The 22,880-nt window shown below is 49.6% G+C and carries 23 protein-coding genes and 1 tRNA gene; 14 read left to right on the top strand and 10 right to left on the bottom strand.

Annotated elements, in window-relative coordinates; all coding sequences use genetic code 11:
- Positions 1-27: 27 nt before the first annotated feature.
- Positions 28-606 (bottom strand): hypothetical protein, encoded by a 579-nt coding sequence (locus IE076_RS20695; protein WP_189438698.1) that lies wholly within the window; start codon positions 604-606, stop codon positions 28-30.
- Positions 607-678: 72 nt separating this feature from the next.
- Between IE076_RS20695 and IE076_RS20690 the strand changes: the two genes are divergently transcribed.
- From IE076_RS20690 to IE076_RS20680, 3 genes are all read left to right on the top strand, one after another.
- A complete protein-coding gene (locus IE076_RS20690; protein WP_189438697.1) occupies positions 679-1,227 on the top strand; it encodes a Crp/Fnr family transcriptional regulator in 549 nt (182 codons plus the stop codon).
- A gap of 48 nt (positions 1,228-1,275) precedes the next feature.
- Entirely contained in the window at positions 1,276-1,434 is a 159-nt protein-coding gene (locus tag IE076_RS20685; protein WP_189438696.1) for a hypothetical protein, read from the top strand.
- 73 nt (positions 1,435-1,507) lie between these two features.
- A complete protein-coding gene (locus IE076_RS20680) occupies positions 1,508-1,756 on the top strand; it encodes a hypothetical protein (RefSeq protein ID WP_189438695.1) in 249 nt (82 codons plus the stop codon).
- A gap of 317 nt (positions 1,757-2,073) precedes the next feature.
- On the opposite strand, the gene IE076_RS20675 is transcribed toward IE076_RS20680, so the two are convergent.
- A complete protein-coding gene (locus tag IE076_RS20675; protein ID WP_189438694.1) occupies positions 2,074-2,277 on the bottom strand; it encodes a hypothetical protein in 204 nt (67 codons plus the stop codon).
- A 466-nt stretch (positions 2,278-2,743) separates the two neighbouring features.
- A protein-coding gene (locus tag IE076_RS20670) for an IS3 family transposase (RefSeq protein WP_189438693.1) occupies positions 2,744-4,095 on the bottom strand; the annotation gives its coding sequence in 2 pieces (ribosomal slippage) (positions 2,744-3,759 and positions 3,759-4,095; 1,353 coding nt in all).
- A gap of 166 nt (positions 4,096-4,261) precedes the next feature.
- Here IE076_RS20670 and IE076_RS20665 point away from each other — a divergent pair.
- The 6 genes from IE076_RS20665 (at position 4,262) to IE076_RS20640 (ending at position 10,500) form a co-directional block, all read left to right on the top strand.
- A complete protein-coding gene (locus tag IE076_RS20665) occupies positions 4,262-4,402 on the top strand; it encodes a hypothetical protein (protein ID WP_189438692.1) in 141 nt (46 codons plus the stop codon).
- A gap of 372 nt (positions 4,403-4,774) precedes the next feature.
- Complete coding sequence (locus IE076_RS20660) at positions 4,775-7,168, top strand: heavy metal translocating P-type ATPase (RefSeq protein ID WP_189438691.1); 2,394 nt, start codon at positions 4,775-4,777, stop codon at positions 7,166-7,168.
- Between the two features lie 663 nt (positions 7,169-7,831).
- The gene (locus IE076_RS20655; protein WP_209009353.1) at positions 7,832-8,977 is read left to right on the top strand and encodes a 2-hydroxychromene-2-carboxylate isomerase; all 1,146 of its coding nucleotides are present in this window, start codon (positions 7,832-7,834) and stop codon (positions 8,975-8,977) included.
- Positions 8,978-9,214: 237 nt separating this feature from the next.
- Positions 9,215-9,490, top strand: coding sequence for a hypothetical protein (locus tag IE076_RS20650; protein ID WP_189438689.1), 276 nt, complete (start codon positions 9,215-9,217; stop codon positions 9,488-9,490).
- Between the two features lie 113 nt (positions 9,491-9,603).
- Positions 9,604-10,281 (top strand): DUF2971 domain-containing protein, encoded by a 678-nt coding sequence (locus IE076_RS20645; RefSeq protein WP_189438688.1) that lies wholly within the window; start codon positions 9,604-9,606, stop codon positions 10,279-10,281.
- Positions 10,282-10,314: 33 nt separating this feature from the next.
- Entirely contained in the window at positions 10,315-10,500 is a 186-nt protein-coding gene (locus IE076_RS20640; protein ID WP_189438687.1) for a hypothetical protein, read from the top strand.
- 188 nt (positions 10,501-10,688) lie between these two features.
- On the opposite strand, the gene IE076_RS20635 is transcribed toward IE076_RS20640, so the two are convergent.
- Complete coding sequence (locus IE076_RS20635) at positions 10,689-11,102, bottom strand: hypothetical protein (protein WP_189438686.1); 414 nt, start codon at positions 11,100-11,102, stop codon at positions 10,689-10,691.
- A 285-nt stretch (positions 11,103-11,387) separates the two neighbouring features.
- Here IE076_RS20635 and IE076_RS20630 point away from each other — a divergent pair, with 285 nt between their 5' ends.
- Positions 11,388-11,636 (top strand): hypothetical protein, encoded by a 249-nt coding sequence (locus tag IE076_RS20630; RefSeq protein ID WP_189438685.1) that lies wholly within the window; start codon positions 11,388-11,390, stop codon positions 11,634-11,636.
- 232 nt (positions 11,637-11,868) lie between these two features.
- On the opposite strand, the gene IE076_RS20625 is transcribed toward IE076_RS20630, so the two are convergent.
- From IE076_RS20625 to IE076_RS20600, 6 genes are all read right to left on the bottom strand, one after another.
- Positions 11,869-13,722 (bottom strand): DUF927 domain-containing protein, encoded by a 1,854-nt coding sequence (locus tag IE076_RS20625; RefSeq protein WP_189438684.1) that lies wholly within the window; start codon positions 13,720-13,722, stop codon positions 11,869-11,871.
- Entirely contained in the window at positions 13,719-14,624 is a 906-nt protein-coding gene (locus IE076_RS20620; protein WP_189438683.1) for a DUF7146 domain-containing protein, read from the bottom strand. Before IE076_RS20620 ends, IE076_RS20625 begins: the two co-directional genes overlap by 4 nt.
- Positions 14,617-14,949 (bottom strand): helix-turn-helix transcriptional regulator, encoded by a 333-nt coding sequence (locus IE076_RS20615; RefSeq protein ID WP_189438682.1) that lies wholly within the window; start codon positions 14,947-14,949, stop codon positions 14,617-14,619. The genes IE076_RS20620 and IE076_RS20615 overlap by 8 nt, the downstream gene beginning before the upstream one ends.
- Positions 14,950-15,021: 72 nt before the next feature.
- Complete coding sequence (locus IE076_RS20610; protein WP_189438681.1) at positions 15,022-15,942, bottom strand: hypothetical protein; 921 nt, start codon at positions 15,940-15,942, stop codon at positions 15,022-15,024.
- A 1,427-nt stretch (positions 15,943-17,369) separates the two neighbouring features.
- Positions 17,370-18,668, bottom strand: a complete 1,299-nt coding sequence (locus tag IE076_RS20605) for a DUF6538 domain-containing protein (RefSeq protein ID WP_189438680.1) — start codon at positions 18,666-18,668, stop codon at positions 17,370-17,372.
- Positions 18,669-18,813: 145 nt separating this feature from the next.
- Positions 18,814-18,903, bottom strand: a tRNA-Ser gene (locus IE076_RS20600).
- 255 nt (positions 18,904-19,158) lie between these two features.
- On the opposite strand from IE076_RS20600, the gene IE076_RS20595 reads away from it, so the two are divergent.
- The 4 genes from IE076_RS20595 to IE076_RS20580 are packed head-to-tail and all read left to right on the top strand — an operon-like array spanning position 19,159 to position 22,850.
- On the top strand, positions 19,159-19,866 hold the full coding sequence (locus tag IE076_RS20595) for a CerR family C-terminal domain-containing protein (RefSeq protein WP_189438679.1): 708 nt from the start codon (positions 19,159-19,161) through the stop codon (positions 19,864-19,866).
- Positions 19,859-20,809 carry an HlyD family secretion protein gene (locus IE076_RS20590; RefSeq protein WP_189438678.1) on the top strand — a complete coding sequence of 317 codons (951 nt, stop codon included), beginning with the start codon at positions 19,859-19,861 and terminating at the stop codon, positions 20,807-20,809. The genes IE076_RS20595 and IE076_RS20590 overlap by 8 nt, the downstream gene beginning before the upstream one ends.
- Positions 20,806-21,723 (top strand): ABC transporter ATP-binding protein, encoded by a 918-nt coding sequence (locus IE076_RS20585; protein WP_189438677.1) that lies wholly within the window; start codon positions 20,806-20,808, stop codon positions 21,721-21,723. Before IE076_RS20590 ends, IE076_RS20585 begins: the two co-directional genes overlap by 4 nt.
- A complete protein-coding gene (locus IE076_RS20580) occupies positions 21,720-22,850 on the top strand; it encodes an ABC transporter permease (protein ID WP_189438676.1) in 1,131 nt (376 codons plus the stop codon). Before IE076_RS20585 ends, IE076_RS20580 begins: the two co-directional genes overlap by 4 nt.
- Positions 22,851-22,880: the final 30 nt, after the last annotated feature.

Genomic DNA, 22,880 nt, shown 5'->3' with positions numbered 1-22,880 from the left:
GAACCGCCCAACAAAGGAGGAATGACTTTACTGGTGCGATGACGTTCCTGTTGCTATTGCAAGATGGTGTTGCTGGTGGTGTGCCCCAAGTGTCATTAGGCCCATAAACCCAAGCCCATGTAATTTTGAACGAGCATTGTTGCTGTCGGCATGAACCAATAAAGTAGCACCACCGGGCAGTTCCTCCGTTTCGTAGGTGTAGCCCATGATGCCGTTCATGGTCACAGAATGTGTGCTCACCATACGTTTAATTGAGGCCTCTACCTCTTTAGATCCAGTGATTGCGAAGGACAAACCATCGGTAGTTGTTTCAGCTTTTACGTCGGCATGCAGCGTAACATTATTCATATCAATCAGATGTCGGCGAAGAGCTGGGATGTCCACTTTTTCCCAATCCGTGGCGGGATCCAGGAGAAGTAGGTTGACGATTTCCTGTATTGCCGCAAATGCCGCCTGGCCAGTTTCGACAGGTGTGCCAGCTTCTTGCGTATTGGCTGTGGTTTCGTTGTGACCATGTTCCATCTGTATGGAACTACCCTCCCCCGTTTCAGCACTGGCGAGCGCTGGGGCGAAAATCAGGGCGAAAAATAAAACATATTTGAACATTACCGCTCTCCAACAGGTAGTCTGGGTTTTTCAGCATGTCCTATTGCGTTCGCTTCTGATATGATAGCTATCATGTTTTCATATATTTTTGACCTCTTGGATCCGGGAAAAAGTCGGATACGGTCGATTGAAGCGGGTTCTTTCTTGTTTCATCGTAACGACTTGGTCCGCCATCTCTACTTAGTACTGGAGGGAGAGATACAACTTATTCGGCATCAGGATAGCGGTAGTGCGATGGTGCTTCAAAATGCAAAGCGGGGAGACATTGTTGCTGACGCATCGGTCTTTTCCGAAAAATATCATTGCGATGCTTTGACATTAACTCACTCGGTCATCCAAGTAGTCGAAAAAGAGAAATTCCGAGAATATTTATTGCAGCATCCTGAATCGACTATTCAATGGGCTGCAAGGCTTGCAAAGCAAGTTCAAGATGCCCGCTTACGAAGCGAAATTTTGTCGCTCAAGAGGGTAAGTGAAAAGTTGGACGCATGGTTGGATTGGCACAGAACTTTACCCCCGAAGGGGGAGTGGCGACAACTTGCATTGCAAATAGCCGTTAGTCCAGAAGCTCTGTATAGGGAAATAGCAAAACGCAGGGGAAGTACTGCTCGCTCACAGTAGCCAAAAGACCTATTGAGTAAGAAGTCCAACTAAGGAGCAATTGGCGAGATGCGGACGATCTATTTCATCCTTCTACTGACCGCCGTTGCAGAGTTCCGCGCTGAAGTGCATGGAAAAGGCACTCTGACGGGTGCTTCATTCGTGGGTTTGAAAGAATTGATGACGGACGGTGCGGACCGTCCAACTAAGGAGCACTTGGCGCCATAGGTTTTTGCCTGTTTTCTGCCGTTGATGAAAGCTGAAGAGAGAAACTGGCGCCATCCAACAAAGGAATTTTATTATGATCTTTGCAAAACTAAGCCGTATTGCCGCTTACCTATGTTTAATATTTGGATCTTCGCAGGTTGTACTGGGATTAATTGGCGGCTCGACTGCTAATTACGAAGCTTTCGCCAGAAGGTATTTAGGGACTGAGACTACCGGGGAAGCAATTGATAGAGGGCTGTTAGCGATAGGTCTTGCCATTGTCTTTGGTGCGATCTGGGAAATTTGCTCGCACCTGAAGCAGATTAACGACAAGTCCACCTAAGGAGGCGTTTAGCCTCCTTACCCACAATATGCCTTTTTAATTTGGCGTATTGTCGTTGTTCATTGTCAGTGAAAGCCAGGTTGTAAGTGGCAACTGTGCGCCTTTGGGTCTAATCTCGCTGGCCTTTACATAAGATCACACGCATTTTCTCAATGCCCGAAATAAACATCTATCAACTGGGAAATGCCGCAACCAGTTGCGACAAAATATCGAAACCATCTCAGATATAATCAATAAGTTCCGCTGCTGCATATATGGGGGAGCCAGCTATCCCGCCGCTGGATAGCTAGGCTAAGTTAGCTCTGTTCAAAGATACCTTAGATTAAGGTGAACGGAATTGCTTCATTCGCTTTCAGCGCAGCACAGGCCCTCTCCGTTATGGGCGCTGTCTTGAGATAGTAAAACGCATACTCCAATTCCTCACGCCCCAACAAACTGAGGATTTCTCTTGCCTTTTCAAGGGCTTTTTCTTCCGAGTTACCAATTCCAAATACGCAGTCTCGATAACATGCAATGTACATAACAATCTCCTACTATGACGTGAGGAAATCCCTCACTGTCGTAGTAGGAGTGTTTTTTTCTGCCAATAGCTCGACCGAGGATTTGCCCCTTGAGCATTGCTCATTGCATCAGCTTCTCCCTGCATCTCTAGTCGGATACAGGGAGTCAATGGTCATGTAACGAGTTTCAGACTTGGGGATACTTTAGTTGCAGACCTTCTCTCTCAGGGCACCTAAGCGCTTCGCCTCGTTCTGCGAGAACTGCAGCTTATAAATCGTCATGATCCGCTTAAAGCGTGTTGTGTATTCGCAGCGGAACTTAGGGTTAGGCGGGAGCCATTTTAGTGGACCTAGAGCGCCCTTCTCCCGATTAACAGAGGCCTTTACCGCAAATAGGTTCCTCGCATCATTGGTGTCCGTCGTCAAAGATATTTGGACAAGATTGGCCTTTGAGTAGTGGAGTGCCTGGCCCTTCTGCGTGTTAATTTTAAGCGGCCTGTGCGTGATAACGCAAGCGGCGGTTTTGCAGTGTTTGCTGTTTGATGATTTTTCTACGCTCCAAGATCTTTTTGTCGCGTCCGAAATAGGTATCGGCAGGTATCACGTTGCCAAGGCTCTCGTGATAGCGGTGATTGTTGTAGTAATCGACGAAGTGACCGATCTGGGCTTCGAGGTCCTCTGACATGTAGTAATTCTCCAGCAGGATACGGTTCTTCATGGTCTGGTGCCAACGCTCAATCTTGCCCTGTGTCTGCGGATGATAAGGTTGTCCGCGCACATGATCCATACCCTTGTCCTCCAGCCACTGGGCTAAATCTGAAGACAAATACGAGGAGCCATTGTCTGACAGCAGACGCGGGCGATGCAGCACTTTAAGGTGCTCGCAACCTGAAGCATCGAGCGCCAGCTGAAGGGTGTTAATGACATCCCTGGCTTTCATCGTGGTACATAGCTTCCAGGCGATGATGTAGCGGGAATGGTCATCGAGCACGGTGGACATATAAAACCACCCCCAGCCGATAATCTTGAAATAGGTGAAGTCAGTTTGCCAGAGCTGGTTGGGAGCTGTTGTTTTGTCTTTGAACTCATCGGCAGCCTTGATCACCACATAGGCTGGCGAGGTGATCAGATCTTTGGACTTGAGCAGACGGTATACAGAGGCCTCTGAAACGAAATAGTCTTTTGTATCTGTAAAACGAACTGCCAGCTCACGAGGCGACAGATGCGGCTCCTCCAATGCCAGTTCAATGATCTGCTCCCTGATTTGATCGGGAATACGGTTCCACACTTTGGATGGCTTTGATACACGATCTTCCAGTGCTTCAATGCCGCCGTCCAGATAACGATCATACCAGGCATAGAACGTTGAGCGGGGGATACCCAGCAGCTCCAGTGTACGCTTGATAGGTTGCTGCGTGTTCTCAACCAGACGGATAATCTCCAGCTTCTCATGGGCGGGGTATCTCATTCTTCGTCTCCCCCATCCTCGAGCATGCTTTTTTTGAGAAGCCGGATCTCCAGCGCCTGCTCGGCAACCACTTCCTTCAGCTCGTGCGCTTCCTTGCGCAGATGCTTGACCTCGTCGGTATTGGCCTGACGGGCAGTGTCCCCGGCAAGGCGCTTCTTACCGGCTTCCAGAAACTCCTTAGACCAGCTGTAGTAAAGCCCCTGCGAGATACCTTCCTGGCGGCACAGCTCGGCAATACTTTCCTCGCCGCGCAATCCCGCAAGGACAATACGGATCTTTTCTTCAGTGGAATAGCGCTTCCGGGTTTTGCGCCGAATGTCCCTGACTGCCTTTTCAGCGGCTGCACTGGCGGATCTTGTGTCTTGCCCCATTGTTCACTCCTATCGTCGTGATCATGGGCCAAAACACTCTTTTACTCAATTAACCCGATCTGTCCAAATGGCCTCGACGGGGAACATTGTCTTTGGTGCGATCTGGAACGTTTGTTCACGCGAGAAGCGGCCCAACGACAAGTCCAACTAAGGAGCGAATGGCGAAATGAGGACAATATATTTCATTCTTCTGCTGACCGCCATTGCCGAATTCCGCGCAGAGGTTCACGGTGAAGATAGCATGATCGGCTGTTTTATCCGTGGACTCGAAGACATTGATGACGGACGCTGCAAAGCCTCCAACTAAGGAGGGAACACTACTCACCTTCCTTAACGCTACCGCGCGATAAGCTCAGAATAGCGAAGCGCCTCCTGCTTGCGCTGAACTGGGGTCACTTTACCCAAGGCAGTCAAAAACCGATTGTCAGATCCTCACCTTTGTCTAAAGACTTTATTTGTTCGATCTCGTCTGTAACCGCCTGTCTTCGTGGAATTTCCTCAATAAACTTTCTTGCACTGCACGCTTGAACTACGATAGCGTGAAGGCGAATTGTGTTGCCTAACAATGACTTGCAATAGAATGAGAATCACTAATATATCACAAATAAGTAATTTTACGTTGACATTCCAGTTACTGGAAGGATTAGACTTCTAGTTACGGAAGCAATTTGAGGCAACCATGTGTAGTGATCACAGTACAATCCATGCAAAAGAGCACGCCACCGGCCATAGGGCTGGCAGCCATTCCCACGGTGGGAGGCATGGACATTCAGAAAATACGGTGACAGATCCCGTTTGCGGAATGAGTGTAGAGATTGGCAAGGGAAAGCCAAGCCTTTCTTATCAAGGTCACGACTACCATTTCTGTAGCACCAAGTGCCACGACAAATTTAAAACTGACCCTTATTTTTACGCTTCGGGTAACAGCAAAAAAGTCGCTGAAGCGGAAGATAAGTCGGCGCTTTATACCTGTCCCATGCACCCTGAAGTGGTTCAGGAAGGTCCAGGTTCCTGCCCAAAGTGCGGCATGGCCCTGGAGCCTATGATAGCAGGATCAGAGGACGAGCCAAACCACGAGCTTATCGACTTCACCAGGCGGTTATGGGTTAGTTCGATAGGCGCGGTTCCGTTGCTTATTCTTACTATGGGGCCCATGCTTGGCCTACCCATCAGAGAATGGTTTGGCGAAACGCTTGCGCTCAACATTGAGTTTGTGCTCGCAACACCGGTGGTTTTGTGGGCAGCCTTGCCCTTCTTTCAGCGTGGATGGAGCTCAATTAAAACGGTAAATCCGAACATGTGGACCTTGATCACGCTCGGCGTTGGCGCTGCATATGCTTACAGCGTGGTTGGTCTCTTGTTCCCGGATCTATTCCCAACTTCTCTGAAGGCAGAAACCGGACACGTGCCTGTTTATTTTGAGGCGGCGGCCGTTATTGTCGCTCTTGTTTTTGTTGGACAGGTACTGGAACTTCGCGCCCGCGAACGTACAGGTGGCGCCATCCGCGCCCTGTTGGACCTTTCCCCGAAAACCGCGCGTCGCATAACGCCAGATGGTGAGGAGTATGACGCGCCGCTGGAAAACATTCTGGTTGGCGACAAGCTCCGCGTCCGCCCCGGTGAATCCATCCCAACCGATGCGATTGTTCTGGAAGGTCAGTCTTCTGTTGAAGAAAGCATGATCACCGGTGAGCCACTCCCTCAGGAAAAACGCCCCGGCGACACGGTGACGGGCGGAACGCTGAACAAAAACGGTAGTTTGATTATCGAAACCAAGGCCGTTGGCGGGGATTCCATGCTCGCCAAGATCGTTGATATGGTCTCCTCTGCTCAGCGCTCAAAAGCTCCAATTCAAGGATTGGCGGATAAGGTTTCCTCCTACTTCGTGCCGACTGTTGTGGTAATTGCAATAGTCTCCTTCATCCTCTGGCTGACGTTCGGTCCAACGCCATCACTCGCCTATGCTATTGTTGCGGCGGTGTCTGTGCTTATCATCGCTTGTCCTTGTGCATTGGGTCTTGCCACACCAATGTCCATCACCACGGCGACAGGACGCGGCGCGCAGGCAGGCGTGCTTATCAAGGATGCCGAAGCACTTGAAAGGATGGCCAAGGTTGATACGCTCATCGTCGATAAGACCGGAACACTGACCGAAGGTCGTCCGATGCTTACAGACGTTGTACTGCTTTCTGATCAGCATTCCCGAGTAGATGTCCTTTCCGCTGCTGCATCTTTGGAAAAAGCATCAGAACATCCTCTTGCCGAAGCGATCGTTGCCGGTTCTGTGACCCAGGGCGCAGTTTTAACTCAGCCAGAAGATTTTACTGCTGTCACAGGTAAAGGTGTTATTGGTGTCATCGCTGATAGCAAGGTTGCTCTTGGAAACGCTGCCATGATGGAAGCTGAAGGGATCTCGACTGCAAAGGCAAGCGACCAATCTGATGCACTGCGTGCGCAGGGCAAGACCGTCATGTATATGGCAATGGACGGCAAGCTAACCAGCCTGATTGCCGTTGCAGACCCAATCAAGGAAACTGCAAAAGCGACCATCAATGAGCTGCATGCAAACGGCATGAAAGTGATAATGGCGACAGGTGACAATGAGAAAACCGCAAAGGCGGTTGCCGCTGCACTTGGCATCGACGAAGTTCGCGCTGGCGTGATGCCTGAAGACAAAAAGTCTTTGGTTGATGACCTACACAAAGCTGGCCGCAAGGTTGCAATGGCAGGGGACGGGGTTAACGATGCTCCCGCGCTTGCCTCAGCCGAGGTGGGTATCGCCATGGGAACGGGTGCTGATGTTGCCGTCGAAAGTGCCGGTGTCACGCTGCTGCACGGAGACCTTTCTGGCCTTATCAAAGCACGTAAGCTTGCCAGAGGAACACTGCGCAACATCAAACAAAACCTGTTCTTTGCTTTTGTTTACAATGCAGCGGGTGTTCCGGTTGCGGCAGGCATTCTCTATCCATTAACAGGGTCTTTGCTTTCACCAATGATTGCAGCAGCGGCAATGAGCTTGTCCTCTGTCTCAGTCATCACCAACGCACTAAGGCTGCGCAGAATTAAGCTATAGACAGGAGAAGTATAAAGAGCGCGTCCGCTGTAGTTACCTAAGGGGACGCGTTCGATGAGGTGCAAACGGGAGTGTATATGCTGCAGGCCGATATACAGAAGTTCACCGCAGTGAATTTTGCAGCCCAGCAATACAACAAGTTCTCTAAGCCCAAAGCTATAGTGTTCGCACCTGTGAACTCGATGGTCTTACAATCCTATAAAGAAATCATCTAGCCACCAATTGTGCCAACCGGAGATTTATTTGGGCCTCATGGCATCGGAGGAATGACAAAAAGAGAATAGCTGTCGAGCGCGTAGAGCGGATAAGCCGCAAATACCCAACGCGTCTTGTTATGTATGGAGCACATCAAAAGCATCCCGGCTTGTTGAACGTGGATGATAAGATAGTCCAACAAAGGAGGCAATCAGCGACAGCTCGAAAAATTTAAGAAGCGACGTAGATTCACCCTCCCTTTCTCAGAAGTAATTATATGATATTATTGCATAAGTTTATTTCACACTCTAAAGTTTCAGTCTATTTATTGGTCAGGGAGCGTTCTGGATGTCTCTAAAATCGATCGCCATTTCTAGAGTTGCTCAGTACATAACAAGTGAAACCAGGTTACTGCGAAAGCACCGTGCTTTTGAAAGACGCAGAGCTCGCAGAGGAGAAGCACATGAAGTGCATTATTTCCATCATGCGGCCGATCCCTACGCCCATCTGACGCTCCAAGTGCTTGCCGACTTCCAGGAGAACTATGCAAGTACCTTGAAAATCCATCTGATATCGGGTCCACCGGAGTGGGCCGTTCCAGAAAAAGAAGCATTAGCAGCATACGCACTAGAAGACGCCAACCGAGTTGCCAGGCACTACGGACTATCTGGCCCAGGCGAAAACGCACCAGAGGCCGCGCAGATTGCCTTGGCCGAGGCACGAATGGCAGCGGAACTTGAGGCACATGCCGACATCGGGAAGCTCTTAGACGTCAGCTTGGACTTGTGGTCTGGGAACGCACCCATAACCTCAAAAAACACCAGCTCAGAACAGGTTAAGGCATATGGTGATTCATTGCTTTCCCAGTACGGTCACTATCTGGGTGCAACCTTCTATTATGGTGGGGAATGGCATTGGGGTATTGATCGACTACATTATTTGGAAGACCGCCTACATCAACTCGGGCTTGGCCCCGCGTCTCAAACCCACCCTTTACAAAAAAGCATATCTACCTTTCCTGCCGGCAGCGAGATTGATTTCTTTCTCTCATTCCGAAGCCCGTACTCCTATCTCGCATTGGAACGCACGTTTGCTTTTGCTGATCGGACGGGCGTATCCGTGAAAATCAGACCCGTGCTTCCCATGATCATGCGTGGGCTACCTGTCCCTCGGGCCAAACGAAGGTATATCATTGCAGACGCCGCGCGCGAGGCACGACACCTCGGGGTTCCTTTTGGAAGGATTGCTGACCCCCTGGGCAAAGCCATCGAGCGCGGCTATTCCCTCCTAAGATTTGCAGAAGAAAATGACCGCCTCAGAGAATTCTGTAATTCTTTCATGGCCGGTGTCTGGTCTAGGGGCATCGATGCGAGTACTGATCGTGGGCTGGCGCAAATTATTACAAGCGCCGGATTAGACTGGCAAGCAGCTCGTGAGTGCGTCGACAATGATGACTGGCGTGTTCAAGTCGAGCAGAATCGGAAAGATATGATGGAGTTGGGCCTCTGGGGTGTGCCAAGTTATGGCGTCGGCAAAATCGGAATCTGGGGTCAAGATCGGCTCTGGGCCTTGGAGCAAGTCCTGTCAGCTCCCACTGCGGACGTTCAGAATTAGCTCACTCTCAAATTTAGTCCCGTCCAACAAAGGAGCAAGGCATTGGAGAAGCTAACCTTACCTATAGCCATTTTACTAAGTGCTGCAGTCTTGGCATCCTCTCATTATTTAAAACCAAACAATTACGAGTCCTGCTGGCAACTCAATTCAAAACACGGAGACACTTATCAAGCAACGGCTTGCAGAGGTGTGAACTAAACCATTTGACAAAGGTAATCCCAAAAAGGAGCAAAGCGCTTGCAGACCATTTTTCTCGGTAGCTCTGCGACACACTCAGCTGACGAAATAAGAGATTATTTTGATATTGATCCGGATCACGAAGACGGACGTTCAAAATTTGAGCAGTCATTCGGATGTGATTACATAGAGCCTGGCAGCTATGAAGTATACGATCTGGCAGACCTTGGTGCGCCAAAATTCGACAGCCAGATAGTATCCAAGCTCACACCATTCGATCCTGATCCAATGCTTCTTACCAAGATCGACTTAGCTGCAGCCAAGTCAATTTTCTGAATAAAGATGCACCAAGTCTCGCGAACCGAACATGACGGCATAAAACTGTTTGGACCAATGAAAATCGAGAAGTTTGATTATGAATAACCGTCCAAAAAAGGAGTTAGCAGTCAGTGGAGTACGTGTACCATTACACAACAATACAGGTTCTTGCATTAATACTCGATAACAAGACCTTGCGGTTTAAGGCTGCTGCAACTCTGAATGACAAGAAGGAAGGCTCTCAAATTATCAAAGGGCGAAACGAGCTAACCTTCATTTCTTCCTGGAGCAAAGAAGAAGAAGAAAGTCTTCCCATGTGGTCGCTGTATGGTGGACTAGATGGAGTGCGCATTGGTCTTCCAATCGAGATATTTGAGAGTAATCTCTTTATGAAAGATGGACCAACAGTAGTTGAGGAGTACTCTAATGGCCCCCTCCTCCGGACCGCAGAAAACCTTGCCCAAGGCAAACGGGCGTATTACCACCGAGGTGTCGAATATCACCAAGAGCAGCACCGCAGTGAAACCATCGGAGACGATGGCAATGACGCAATTTGGTTCACTAAGGATCGGTATTGGGCCTACGAGAAGGAGTACCGCTTTTTGTTCAGCTTTCCGTTGAACACTTCTGTAAGGTCGCGCGTTGAAGGCGATTATATTGATGTAGGTATAAATGAAGAGCTCTTAAAGGAAATCAAGGTGTTAGTAGGACCTCGTAATATGCTAGCTAACAAGGTAATTGCCGAAGCATTATTAAAGCAGGTTGAAGCTAAGTATGAGGTAGAGACTTCTCAAATCCCTTACCGATGACGCTTGCTAATCAAGTCCTAAAAAGGAGGCCGGATGCCTGTACCCACTGATAGCGTTGTGATTGGTAATGCCTTTTCTTTTCACGGCCAGAAAGTGCACATACGCGGATTTGTTGATGATCAGGTCTGCTACAAGGTATGGCGCAAAACTAAGAGGCGCTGGGATTACGCTTGCGAGCCACTTGATATCTTTTCGCGGTTCGCGGAACCGTCCAAATAAGGAGGCTGCGATTACGCATCATACTCCGCCTCCGTATGAATTTTCTTAGGAATTTATGACTTACGAGTTCGTCGATTTGAAAAATGCGGGAGCGTCGAACAATGCAGGTTAGACTGCTGTCGATCTTTCAGTTTATCTGTAGTTTGATGAAGCCGTATCGGAAAACCGATGCGGCTTTTGTTGTTGCGCTACATTTTCACTTTAACTTCTTCCAACGTGCCGCTTGGTAGTGTTCTTGTTACCTCCTTAAATCCCGCCCTGGGTCCAATAATGATGGTGTCGTCTCCCTTGTAACCAAGGCATACAGTATAAGTTTGGGCGTCATTTATCGTCGCAGGTCCACAATAAACTGGCATATCCTTTTCTTTGCGATCATTAACAAAGGTCGATCCAGCTGAGAAAATGTATATGTTGATGCTATGATCTCTTACTTGTGCAGCTTGGCGAAATCGTAATGCGCTATATCCGCTTTCGGGTTGCGGTATAGGTTCAATCGTTGCCGCGCAACCGCCAAGGGCTAGTAGGAATAAGGACGCCCAATAACTAAGTTTCATTTCAATCTTCCCCAAAGATTCGAACCTTAATGACTTTTCGTTAGTCAAAATTATTTCCTACAACTTTTAGGATAATAAGCAATCTTTTCGTTCGCTCTGTCAGGGAAACGGCGTTTACAGTTTAGTCTCCAATAGTGAGACCTGCAGTACAATGCGGCAGCTTCTTCAACTCCACCGAAGTACAGGAGTGTTTGCATGCCAGAAAGCTGTTAGAGCAGAAGTAAGCCAGTCCATTAAAGGAGGCAAGGAAATCATTAGTTTTGCTTGCTGTTACAAGGAGTTGAATCGTTTTTGCCGGGGAATGCAAATCAGTTCATAACAAGGATTTTCATTATGTTTTTTGCAAAATTAAGCGTGTTTGCCGCTTACCTATGTTTAGCATTTGGGGCTTGGCAGATTACACTCGGTGTATTAGGCGGTTCGATCGCTGATTTCGAAGCTGTCGCACACAGGTATTTTGGGACTGCGGCTAGCGGTGAAGCAATTGATAGAGGGACGATGTTGATAGGTCTTGCCATTGTCTTTGGTGCGATCTGGGAGATCTACTCGCTCCTGAAGCAGATTAACGACAAGTCCAACTAAGGAGCCACACCACTCGCAAACTTCTGGAAATTATTGAAGCACACATGGAGGTTCCGAGAGCGATAAAGTCCCATATCAACGCTCGAAGTCAGCTTTATGACTGGCTAACGCGAGCCTTAAAAAATTGTCTCAAACCGGGCAAAGCAGTCGTATGATATGGGATAGCAACGCGGTGAGTTGAATAGAAAAATTCGCAGGAACATACCATGCTTCATAGGGTTGCCGCCTCATTTCAGCTCGTAACACTCTCAGGACCTCCGTCCAGCTTGTCGCGGTCAATCTGATAGAGGCGATGTTTGCCCCCGCCACTGCTAACGTGATACATCTTATTTGGCTTGCCATTCTGCGCAACGATCACGCCAGCGTCTACAAGCTCGGTAATTACCGCCCGAAAGTCCAGCCCTGTAAGAACCTCTTTCAGAGGTTGAGGCATGAAGAAATAAGTGCTTTCGACTTCGTCGTCGATCACACTTTCTTCGGTCTTCACAAAGCCCACACGATTAGTGATGACGATCCGGTCAGAGCTACTTTTTGCCCATCGTTGGAAGCGACTGGACCCGTGCAATTCAAGGGTTTCAGCAATTCGCCTCTTCGCTTCAGCCACTTCACTGGCACCAATACCGCCTCGCTCGATCAACCAATCTTTAAAGCAACGCTGAACAGCTTCGCCCGCCGCCCATGCAGGCCAGCCGGTTATTCCCATATCTGAAGCAAGCTCCCCGGCAGCCGCCACCAGGGCAAAGCGATCTGCCACGCGGTAAACCTGCCCATCAGATCCAACTGGCAACAACCAATCCATAAAGGTCTTGCGCAGCTGTGTTATGCGCTCTCTGTACTTTGGTAGATCGTTCACCAGTTCCGCCACAAAGGCTCGCCCGGCCGTCCCGTAGGTGTTGTCTGCTGCCGCTTTCAAGGCCCGCGAAAAGAAAGCTGGGTCTTGCTCGTCGTGAGTGTCCTCAAAAAGGCCCATCCCCGCACCAGCATCCGCCCGCAGGTCGATAACGCGCACTTCCATACCCGCAGCGATCCGCCCGCCGCCTTCCTTGATCTTATCGGCAAGCCCGATTTCACCGTTGCTTAAAAACAGAATGCGCCACTCTTGCGCCTTGCGGGCTTGCCCATTCAGCCCCGCACGAGCTTTTCCTTTGCCATTGGCAAGGAGGTAGGCTGCAGCGCCCGCCGCTTTAGCGTCAAGTTGAGACAACTCATCAAGGCATAGAAGGCCATCACAGGACACTCCTGCAATGCTCTCAAGGCCGTTATCAGTCGCACGCCATTGACGCACGAACCCACGTGTACCACCGCCACCCCATACGGAAGCAGCAACAGTCAAGGCAGTTGATTTGCCAGATGACGAAGCACCGCGAAAATGAAAGCCGCCGCCCTCGTCACCAGTAAGGGCCAACAAGGGTGCACCAAAAGCCGCAGACAGAGATAACACCAGACGGGAGTTACCAAGCGCCCGCGCGGCAATCGCCTCCCTCCAATCTTCTAATGATCCCGAGATATTGAAGGCATGGTCCAGCTTTTCCGAGGTTTGTAAAATTACCTCTTCACTATCGCAATCCGCACTGATGGCACCACCGGGAAGAACATAGCTTTTCCCGTGCCAGCCCACACGGCAAACGCACCGCGCCCGCTTTTCTGGTTCCGCTTTTATCAGGTATTCCAGAAGCGATGATCTTGCCGAACGGTCTGGTTCCAGCTCAAACCCCAAGCGCAGCAATTCTGCCCGCAAAGGATCACCCGAACCAGCCAGCAGGGCACTGGGCATGGCCCACTTATGGCGCATGCCATCACGGTCAGTGACCTCCAGGAGCCGCCCCCAATCTTCGCCTTCGTCATTCCGGGTAAGAGCTAGGACATGCAATTCAGAGCCAAAGCGCCGCCAATAGGTGCGCATTGTACCATCCTCTTGCTCACTCTCGATCTTGCGATAAACCCCGTCTTTGTCAACCTGAAACGGAAAATTGCGTTTAGCCGTTTTGCGCTGGGCTTTTACGCTCCCGCCAGCGCCCACTTTAATCTTGCTCTTTGCAGTATTTACCGCGCTACTCACTGCCTTTTCGATATCTTCAGCAGTCATTGCGGCGCCTCCTGCAACACGTCATTCCAGTCAGCACCTATCGCTTTGGGAGCTATAATTGTAACGGTCCGCCTCTCAGCTTCAAACCTCACTGCAGCTTCTTCAGCCGCTGACACTCCGGCAGGGTCATTGTCAGCCGCTAAGATGACAATTTCGGCTGTAGGAATTTTAGGCAGTCTCAGCCCTTTAAGGCCGGACGTGCTCAGTGTTGCCCATACGGTCATATGCGAGACTATGCCAAGAGAAAGGGCTGTTTCGATACCCTCTGCAAGCATGATCATAGGACGATTAGGACCCAAGCGCACCGCGCCGCCAGCACAACTTCCAAGCATCATTCTTGCAGGAGAAACACTTGCTTTGCCTAATCCATAAGGCTTCAGAAAGGTTCTGTGTAAACCAATAGGTAATCCGTTAGGCCCTCGCACTCTGGCAACCATGGCAGGTAATTCTTGACTGCTGGGCGAATGACGCAAGGCTGGGTGGAAGCGCAGAGTATCACGCATCTTATGGCCTTGAACGATAATGCCTCTGGTTTTCAGATAAGTTTCGACAGGCGTACCAGATATCGGCACTGCTTCAGAGAATATATGGTCACAAAGTGCCTGTGTTTTAACCTTCTGCCTATTGCGCTCTTGGCGTTCTTTTTCAATATCGAATGGAGTGCAATTGACCGTTTCTCTTTGGTTTTTCACAATCCCACCCCCCCGTAGAGCCGCGAAAACATCAGAGGCAGAGCAGCTGCTCTTATGGCAGGTCAAAAGCGTTTTGCCGCTTGCGTCTTTCACGCTCAGTCCGCGTTGATCTTTGCGTCGCTCACGCTGGCAGCAGGGGCATGGTGCTTGACCGCTAGAACCTTTAAAATCACCGCCCAGTGCCCGTACAATGTCTTGGGCTTCACTCATTGGTGCCACCCTCCTTTGCCCGAAGGGTTGCAATCTTGGCAACAAGTGCGTTTGCCAAGTCGCCTATAGTCTGCCAGTCAGCATCTAGTGAAGTTATTTTTGGTGCTGAGCGTCCTTTTGGAACCTCAGGGACAGGCGCTATGCGCCGTGTTTCGATCCATACCCGCACATCACCAGCGCGATAGCGCACGGACCGACCAATTTTCACAAAAGTCGGGCCACCACCTTTACAGGCAGCTCCCTCAAGAAACCTTTGTGTCAATCCAAAATGCGTATGAACCTCAGTTCGTGATAAGAGCTGATCATTTGGAGGATGCTCTCGCATTGGCGTTGCTCCATTGCAGTTGAAACAACACCAAGGAACCCCAGACAGCGGGGTGCAGTCATTTGGGAAGATTTAGGTTTCTTCTGGTGTTTTAGGGTAAAAGCCTTTTTCTTCTAATGTTTCCACAATGTTATGGACCCTTTCGTATAACCACCCACTACCACCATCATCTGCGTCTGAATAAATGTGGCCGTCTTTCCCCTTAGTCGAAGCCGGATATTTTGCAACCATCGCCTCAACTGCTTTGCGATGAGTACCGTATTCTCCCTCCATATAGCCTGTGATAGCCTCCACAATGTATTTCTTATTGTGCCGAATATATGCCCTACCTCGTCTATTTTTATCCTTGAGTTGCAGTACTGGATGAACCTCTACAATTTCGCGCCAATCAGGTTTTCGGTCACCAGAGAGCTTCTCTGTGATTGATTTTTTGGGAAACTCTCTAAGGCCGGTAGAAGCTTCATCAGATCGGATAAAAATAGTATCCTCAAAACCCTCCAGATTGAAAACACCATCTTTGATCTTATCGACCAACTGAGGATTGTCCTCTTGACTAGTGATTACTTCTTTTTCATTTACCGCAGCAGCTAAAATATGGCCCGATAGTATGTACTGGCGTGCTTCATATTCGACCATATCAACTGCAAAGTAATATGGATTGATTTTAACGAAGGAATGCAAAGTCTCGGTCTGTTTTGGGAACATATTCAAAAACTCAGCTTCACTTAACTTTGCTCCCTGCAAAACAACTGGAAGCAACGAGTAATGCCAAGGTAATTTGACATACCTTCCAAAAAAGTACTCCTTTGCATCATCAGACAGGGAGTTCTGATCTACATCCTCGTTTTGCTCTTTAAATGATCTATTAAACGGAAGCAGAACGAGGTGGCGCAGTTTTTTTCTAATGTCCTCCCGGCGACGCTCGATCTCTTCCCGATCTTCAGGAAGGAGAAAATCTTCTAGCCTCTTTCTGACGCCACCTAGCTTTCCCATTTCGCCCTCGCTCGGCGGTCGCACTTAGTGAGCAGGTGGCAGGCCGGGTGCGATATCCGACCGTTCAGGAGCTACCCTAGCCACCCATAAAACACTGTAACTTAATCTGGGTAAGTAGCAAAAGGGGTACTGCGCTTTGTGGAGAATACTCTTTAAGCTGGTATTAGTACTACGTCTTGTGTTTGCGATCCTGCGCAAACAACGGTTTTAGGGGCCTTTTCTGCGTTTTCCGAACTTCCCTGAATTCCATCCGAACCGCACCAGATGGCGTAGAAAATCGCCGAGCCAGTCAGCCGCAGCTCAAAAGGTAGCAAACGAAAAAAGTTGCTACCTGCTACCCACTGTTTTGCTACCATAATTATTGATTACTTTCAGTACGTTAATACCAAAGTTTCAAAGTTGCAAAAGTAGCAGAGTTTTGAAGGTATCTTGAATAGGAAACAGGCATATCGAAGGTGTACAAGAAACTATATATAGTGCCCCACACCCCAGCAGCCTGCAATCTAGTCGCGCAAAATTGCAGCATCTCCGAACACGAAAAATAAGGTGGTGAATTATTCATCTAAGGCCAAAAACAAAACCCGAGCCTATTTTTCTCTGCTACTCTTGCAACTTTGAAACTAAATTATCTTACTTATTGATATTATTAATATATTTTTATGTAACAAAGAGATTATTAGTAGCAAATTTGGTTGCAAAGTTTCAAAACTGAAACCAATCCATTGGGCTTTTTGCCTTCAATTCGCACTTTTTACGCAAAAACCCTCCCCCTCCGGTCCTCAACTTGCACCGCTCTAGATATTTGGACCACCCCCCTCTAAAAGTTGCGTGCGAAAAAAAATCTGCTTATCCACGCCGGTCCTTAACTTCGAGCTTCTGAACTTTTCCTGCCCCCTTCCATTGCTGGCAGTCGAAAGAAAACCATGCGCCCAGGAACCATGAAATCAAAAAGGCTGAAAGAGCTTCACTTACCCAACGCCTATCAATTCAACCTATTGATATAAAAAGATTTATATCCCCAACTGCTAGCAACACCCACCATGCAACAAACCGCTTCACACATTGAAGCAGTAGCGCCTCAGAATTGCAGTTCAGGAAAAAAAAATCTCTGAGATATATCGGGTCGGGTAAAGGACCTTCAACTTCCGAACTTTTGATCCACCCTCCCCTCAACAATCGTCACAGAGCAATTAGAAACCAACCACACAGAGGCGAACTAACATTACACACGGAAAAGAGCTCCCAAAAAAAACAAACCGCGCCGTAACCCCCTTACAACCCCTCACGGTTTAAGTTTCATTTCAGTAGAATTGTCCGCTTGAGTGAAAGAGCTAGCGACAATCACCGGACCAAAGTGGGGTGCGGGGTATATGAAGGAGGCCATTACCTAGGCTTTAGAATACAACACGATCCGCAAGCGTAGCATTTCAATAGAAAGCTATCTTCTCTATCTGCTCACGCTTCAATTGCAAACTTCCCCCTTCCCCATACTTTGGCCGCTCGTAGGAATGCCCCATCAACTCCACGCGCAAACGATGATCCACCCCAGCCTCCAACAAACTGTCTTCAAAAGAGTGCCGTAGCGAGTAAGCAGTGTGATGATCTGTTTCCCGCAGCTTGCGCTCGTCCAGCGCTTTATTGATGAGTGCTGACCATTGATCTGACTTCAGGTAGTACTTTTTCACGCCGCCGAGCGCCACCAATCGCCGTGCAGCCTCAAGAGAAACGCCCACAAGTGGTATCTCACGCGCTGACCACTTGGTCTTGAGCTTCCTCATCTGGCGTTCAGCGCGATACTCTTCAATGCTGATATGCGGGATATTGTGAGTGGTCTTGAAGTGCTCAAGCTTTGCCCCGATCACCTCTGAAGGACGCAGGCCGGTATTAATCAGGGTCTTAAGAATTAAAACGGCTTCCTCATTGGTTGCCCCAAATGCATTAGGCGCAAGCAACTTGGTTTTAATCCAGTTACGGGAAAACGGAGGCCGTTCATCTTGAACGCTGTCGTCCTTCAGTCGCAACCGTAAAAAAGGATTGTTCAAGCTCTCCCCCTTTAGATCACACCACGTTGAGAATACTTTCGACAGGTGGGTGAAATCCTTGTTTGCGGTTCCCGGCTTCTTTCCCTCATCCAAAATCCGGTCCATCCACCATTGCCGAAGCTCAAGCCCATCATCCCGGCTCAGCTCTCGAATATCCTTATCACCAACAACAGCGATGAAATTGCTTACGGCTTTGAGTTTTGGGCTCTTCCACTTTCGGATCTGGTCATCACTCATCCCCACCCGCAAGTCAGGAGTAAGCTCAATGTATTCTTCGTAGACCTTTGAGAGCTTCTTGGCTGGCTTTGACGTACCAAACACACCGGCAATTGCAGCAGATTCTTTCTTGCGCACTTCTCTCTCAGGTATCACATCAACCCGATCAAGCAGATCACCAAGCGGAGCAGCGACCACATCATCCAAAGAAAGGTAAGCAAAGCCATGAGCTGCAGCAAAATTTAATGCCGCATCATAATGCTCTTGTGCACTCTCGCCCTTATCCGCCAGCAAAGTTTCCCAGTAGGCAACCAACCTTTCGTCAACCAGCAAGGATTTCTTTTCGGCAACGTCCGGGCTCTTGGTTTTGAGCGATATCTGAATGCGAGAACGAGGCTCAACAGAGGCATATCTTTTGGGAACACGCCTTACAAAATAATAGATCCCGCGACTTAACGTGTACCCCATTCCACACTCCACTGAACACAAATGTTATGTAGTTTGTTATGTAGAATGTTATGTAGCAAGGGGATTCAGAGTCAAGACTTCTTTATCTATCCGTCATAGCGGATTGATTTTATTGATGAATTTGACTTTAGCAATAATGGAAGGATGGCGGACACGGAGGGATTCGAACCCTCGAGACCCTTCCGGGCCTACTCCCTTAGCAGGGGAGCGCCTTCGACCACTCGGCCACGTGTCCTTGAGGTGGTTACTACCCACTAACTGACCGTAGTTCAAGGCCGTTTTTCTCTTTTTTCAGTTTTTCCCCACGATCTATATTTATCAGAGATAGCAAGAACATGAACAGAACGAAACGTGATTTGGACGAGTGTCAGAATTAGGCCCCCCCACCCCCCACGTTTTCCCTTTACAAAAAAATCGCAGCACCCTCTTTACAAGAAGGGAAATCAGCACCACATTAAATCAATCGATTGATTGAATTATGGGTGTCGTCATGTCAAACCATCCCACTCCTGACGAACTGCGCGAAGCCCTGGCAGCGGATAACCCCTCCGCCAAGACAAAACGCGATCTCATTGAAGCTGCCCTCTATCACTTCGGTCACGAGGGCTATGCTGGAACGTCCACACGCTCCATCGCACAAACGGCAAAAACCAACATCGCCTCCATCGCTTATCACTTCGATGGCAAGGCCGGACTGAAGCGCGCCTGCGTCAACTTCATCGCCATGGCGCTTGGTGATGTGCTCTCGGTCATCATGGAAAAAAAGCTCGCCGATATTGAGCATCTTTCACCAGAAGACGCACGCGACAAGATCATGGAAATGATTGATCGTATGATCACATTCACCCAGACCAACCAACGCGCAGAGCTGGTGATCGGCTTCATGTTGAAAGAGGTACTTCACTCACCCGAGGAAATCGAAACGCTCTACCACCTGATTTTTGAGCCTTTGATGGATCGTGTGACAGTGCTCTTCAGCCGCGCAACCGGACAGCCCGTCTCCTCGGATGAACTGAAGCTTGCAATCTTTGCTATGATCGGCCAGCTCCTGTACATCCGTCTTGCCCGCCCACTGGTGCTCAAGCGCATGAACTGGCAATCCGTTGGCCCGGAAGAGTTGGAGCAGATTAAGTCGGTCCTGCACCGCTCCATCAACGCACTTCTTGATGACCTATCGAAAGGTCAGAAAGATGCTTGATATCTGCACAATTCCTCTTGTGGCAGGCTGGCTCTCGTTTTGCGCGCCTGACACCAATCTCGCAGCAGGGTATGTTGAAGGAGAGTACCTCAAGCTCGCACCGGTGGAACTCTCCGAGATTGCCGATGTAAAAGTAGAAGAAGGTGAGCTGGTAAAAAAAGGCCAGCTCATCGCTGAGCTGGTCTCCTCCGACGCAAACATGAAATTGGCGGAAGCCAAAGCCCAGCTCCAGCAAGCTCTCTCTTCCCTGAATGATCTCAAGCTTGGCAAACGCCCTGAGGAGATCGACGTCCTCAAAGCCACTCTGCGTTCCGCACAAGCGCAGGCCAAACAATCCCAAAACGTTTTCGACAGATATCAGGGTCTCCTCGCCCACAAAGTTGTCTCGCAAGCTAAATTTGACGAAGTCAATACAGCCCTTGTGGTCGCAAAAGCGCGTATCACCGAATTGAAAGCCGAGCTTGCGGTTGCAAAGCTGCCAGCGCGTGAAGACCAGATTGCCGCCGCTGAAAGCAAATACGAAATGGCAAAGGCAAAAGTGGATCTTGCGGAATGGCTTCTTGAGAAGCGCAAGATCTATGCTCCTGAACAGGCCAGGGTTACAGACGTCTTCCTCCATAAAGGCGAAATGGCAGGTCCCACAGCACCAGTCGCCAGCCTGCTCCCCGTCAATTCCATAAAACTTCATTTCTACGTGCCAGAAGAGCAGTATTCTAAGCTCCAACTTGGCACCACGGTCAGTGCCAAATGTTCCGGCTGCACCACCCCGCAAACCATGCAGATAACCCATATCGCAGAAGGGCCTGAGTTCACGCCGCCCGTCATCTACTCCTTGGAAGCGCGGGACAAACTGGTTTATGAGGTTGAGGCAAAGCCAATAACAGGTCAGACACCGCTCAAACCCGGTCAGATTTTTGACGTTGATCTGGACAGCCTGCAATGAACGCAATTGAAGTCACAGGCCTCACAAAACGCTTTGGTCAAAAGCTCGTCGTCAACAATGTCTCGCTAAAAGTCAAATCAGGTGAAATCGTCGGCTTCCTGGGCCCAAACGGCTCCGGAAAAACCACCAGCATCCGCATGATGTGTGGCTTGCTCAAACCCGATAACGGTCACGGTCAGGTACTTGGCTACGACCTGATCAAAGACCGCCTGCGCATTAAAAGCCAGGTCGGGTACATGACGCAAAAATTCTCTTTCTATGAAGACCTGACAATCGAAGAAAACCTGAGCTTCGTTGCACGCCTCTATAACCTCGCGCCCATCAAGAAGCACACCACCGAGACATTGGAAAAACTCGGCCTGCTGTCCCGCCGCAAACAGCTGGCAGGCGAACTCTCAGGAGGCTGGAAACAACGCCTCGCCTTGGCAGCCTGCACCATGCACAAACCAAAACTCCTGCTGCTGGATGAGCCAACCGCCGGCGTGGACCCCAAAGCCCGCCGTGATTTTTGGGAGGAGATCCACCGGCTGGCAGCTGATGGCATGACTGTACTGGTCTCTACCCACTACATGGATGAGGCGGAACGCTGCCATCGCATCACCTACATCTCCTATGGCAACTTACTAGCCGATGGCTCATTACACGACGTCATCGCAAGCGCCGGCCTGCACACCTACACGCTCACAGGACCTGATCTGGAAGGTTTCATCCCGGCCCTGCAAGCTGATGATGGTGTGCAGCAGATTGCACCCTTCGGCAACGCTCTGCACGTCACGGGTACAGACCCGCAAGCTCTGAAACGCGCGCTCAAACCACTTGAGCAACACAATGACATCCGGATCGAACAAGCAGAAACAAATCTGGAGGATGTCTTTATCAAGTTTATGAGCGACAGTACGGACAATATGCAATGAGTAGCGTTTTCTCACTTCAGCGGCTTTTTGCCATGCTCATCAAAGAGTTTATCCAGATGCGCCGCGACCGTATCACCTTCGCCATGATGCTCGGCATTCCGTTAATCCAACTGGTGTTGTTTGGCTACGCCATCAACAACGACCCGCGTGGTTTGCCAACGGCCTTGGTCGCACTGGCAAATGACCCGTACTCCCGCGCAGCGATCACCGCTCTGGAAAACTCCCAATACTTCAAGTTCACTGCAACGGGCCTTTCTCCATCCGAGGCACGCACATTAATGAGAAAGGGTGACGTTACTTTCGTCGTCACCATCCCCAGCGACTTTGCCAAGCAGGCGGAAGCTGGAAGGCCAAACGCATTGATCGAGGCAGATGCAACTGATCCCGCAGCCTCCGGCGCTGCAGTCGCTTCCGCTCCAGTAATCATTGAACGCGCTGTTGCCTCCGTCAAAGAAAAGAACCCGAGCCTGAAACAAGATCTTTTGAGGTCCAGCACAATCATACACCGGAAATACAATCCGGAAGGCATTACCCAGTATAATATTGTGCCCGGACTGTTGGGCGTCATCCTTCAGCTCACTCTGGTGATGATGACAAGCATTTCCCTGACCCGTGAGACAGAACGCGGGACCATGGAGAACCTGCTGGCAATGCCCGCCTCCCCCTTTGAGATCATGTGCGGAAAGGTTCTGCCCTATCTGGTTGTGGGAGCCGTTCAGGTGGCCGTGGTGTTGACTGCTGGCCGAATATTGTTCCACATTCCGTTTCAAGGCGATCTGACGCTACTCATCGGCGCCATTCTTGTCTTCGTCGTTGCATTAATTCTGCTGGGTTATTTTATTTCAACCATCGCCCGCACCCAGATGCAAGCCATGCAAATGACCTTCTTCTTCTTCCTGCCATCCCTGCTGCTCTCAGGCTTCATGTTCCCCTATGCAGGAATGCCGGGCTGGGCACAGGAACTGGGAGAGATATTCCCGCTCACGCATTTCCTCAGAGTGGTGCGCGCTGTCATGCTCAAAGGCGCAGACTGGAGCGAAGTATCGTCAAGTGTCTATGCACTCTTTGTATTCGTCGGCGTGCTCCTCATACTCGCGCTCAAGAGATTCAAGCGCACGCTGGATTAGCAAACACGCGATATAATATGAGGCGCCGTA

This window comes from Pseudovibrio japonicus, from assembly GCF_014651595.1.
Taxonomy (GTDB): Bacteria; Pseudomonadota; Alphaproteobacteria; order Rhizobiales; family Stappiaceae; genus Pseudovibrio; species Pseudovibrio japonicus.
Note: the sequence above shows the minus strand (reverse complement) of the source record. Positions and strands in the feature narration are given on the sequence as shown.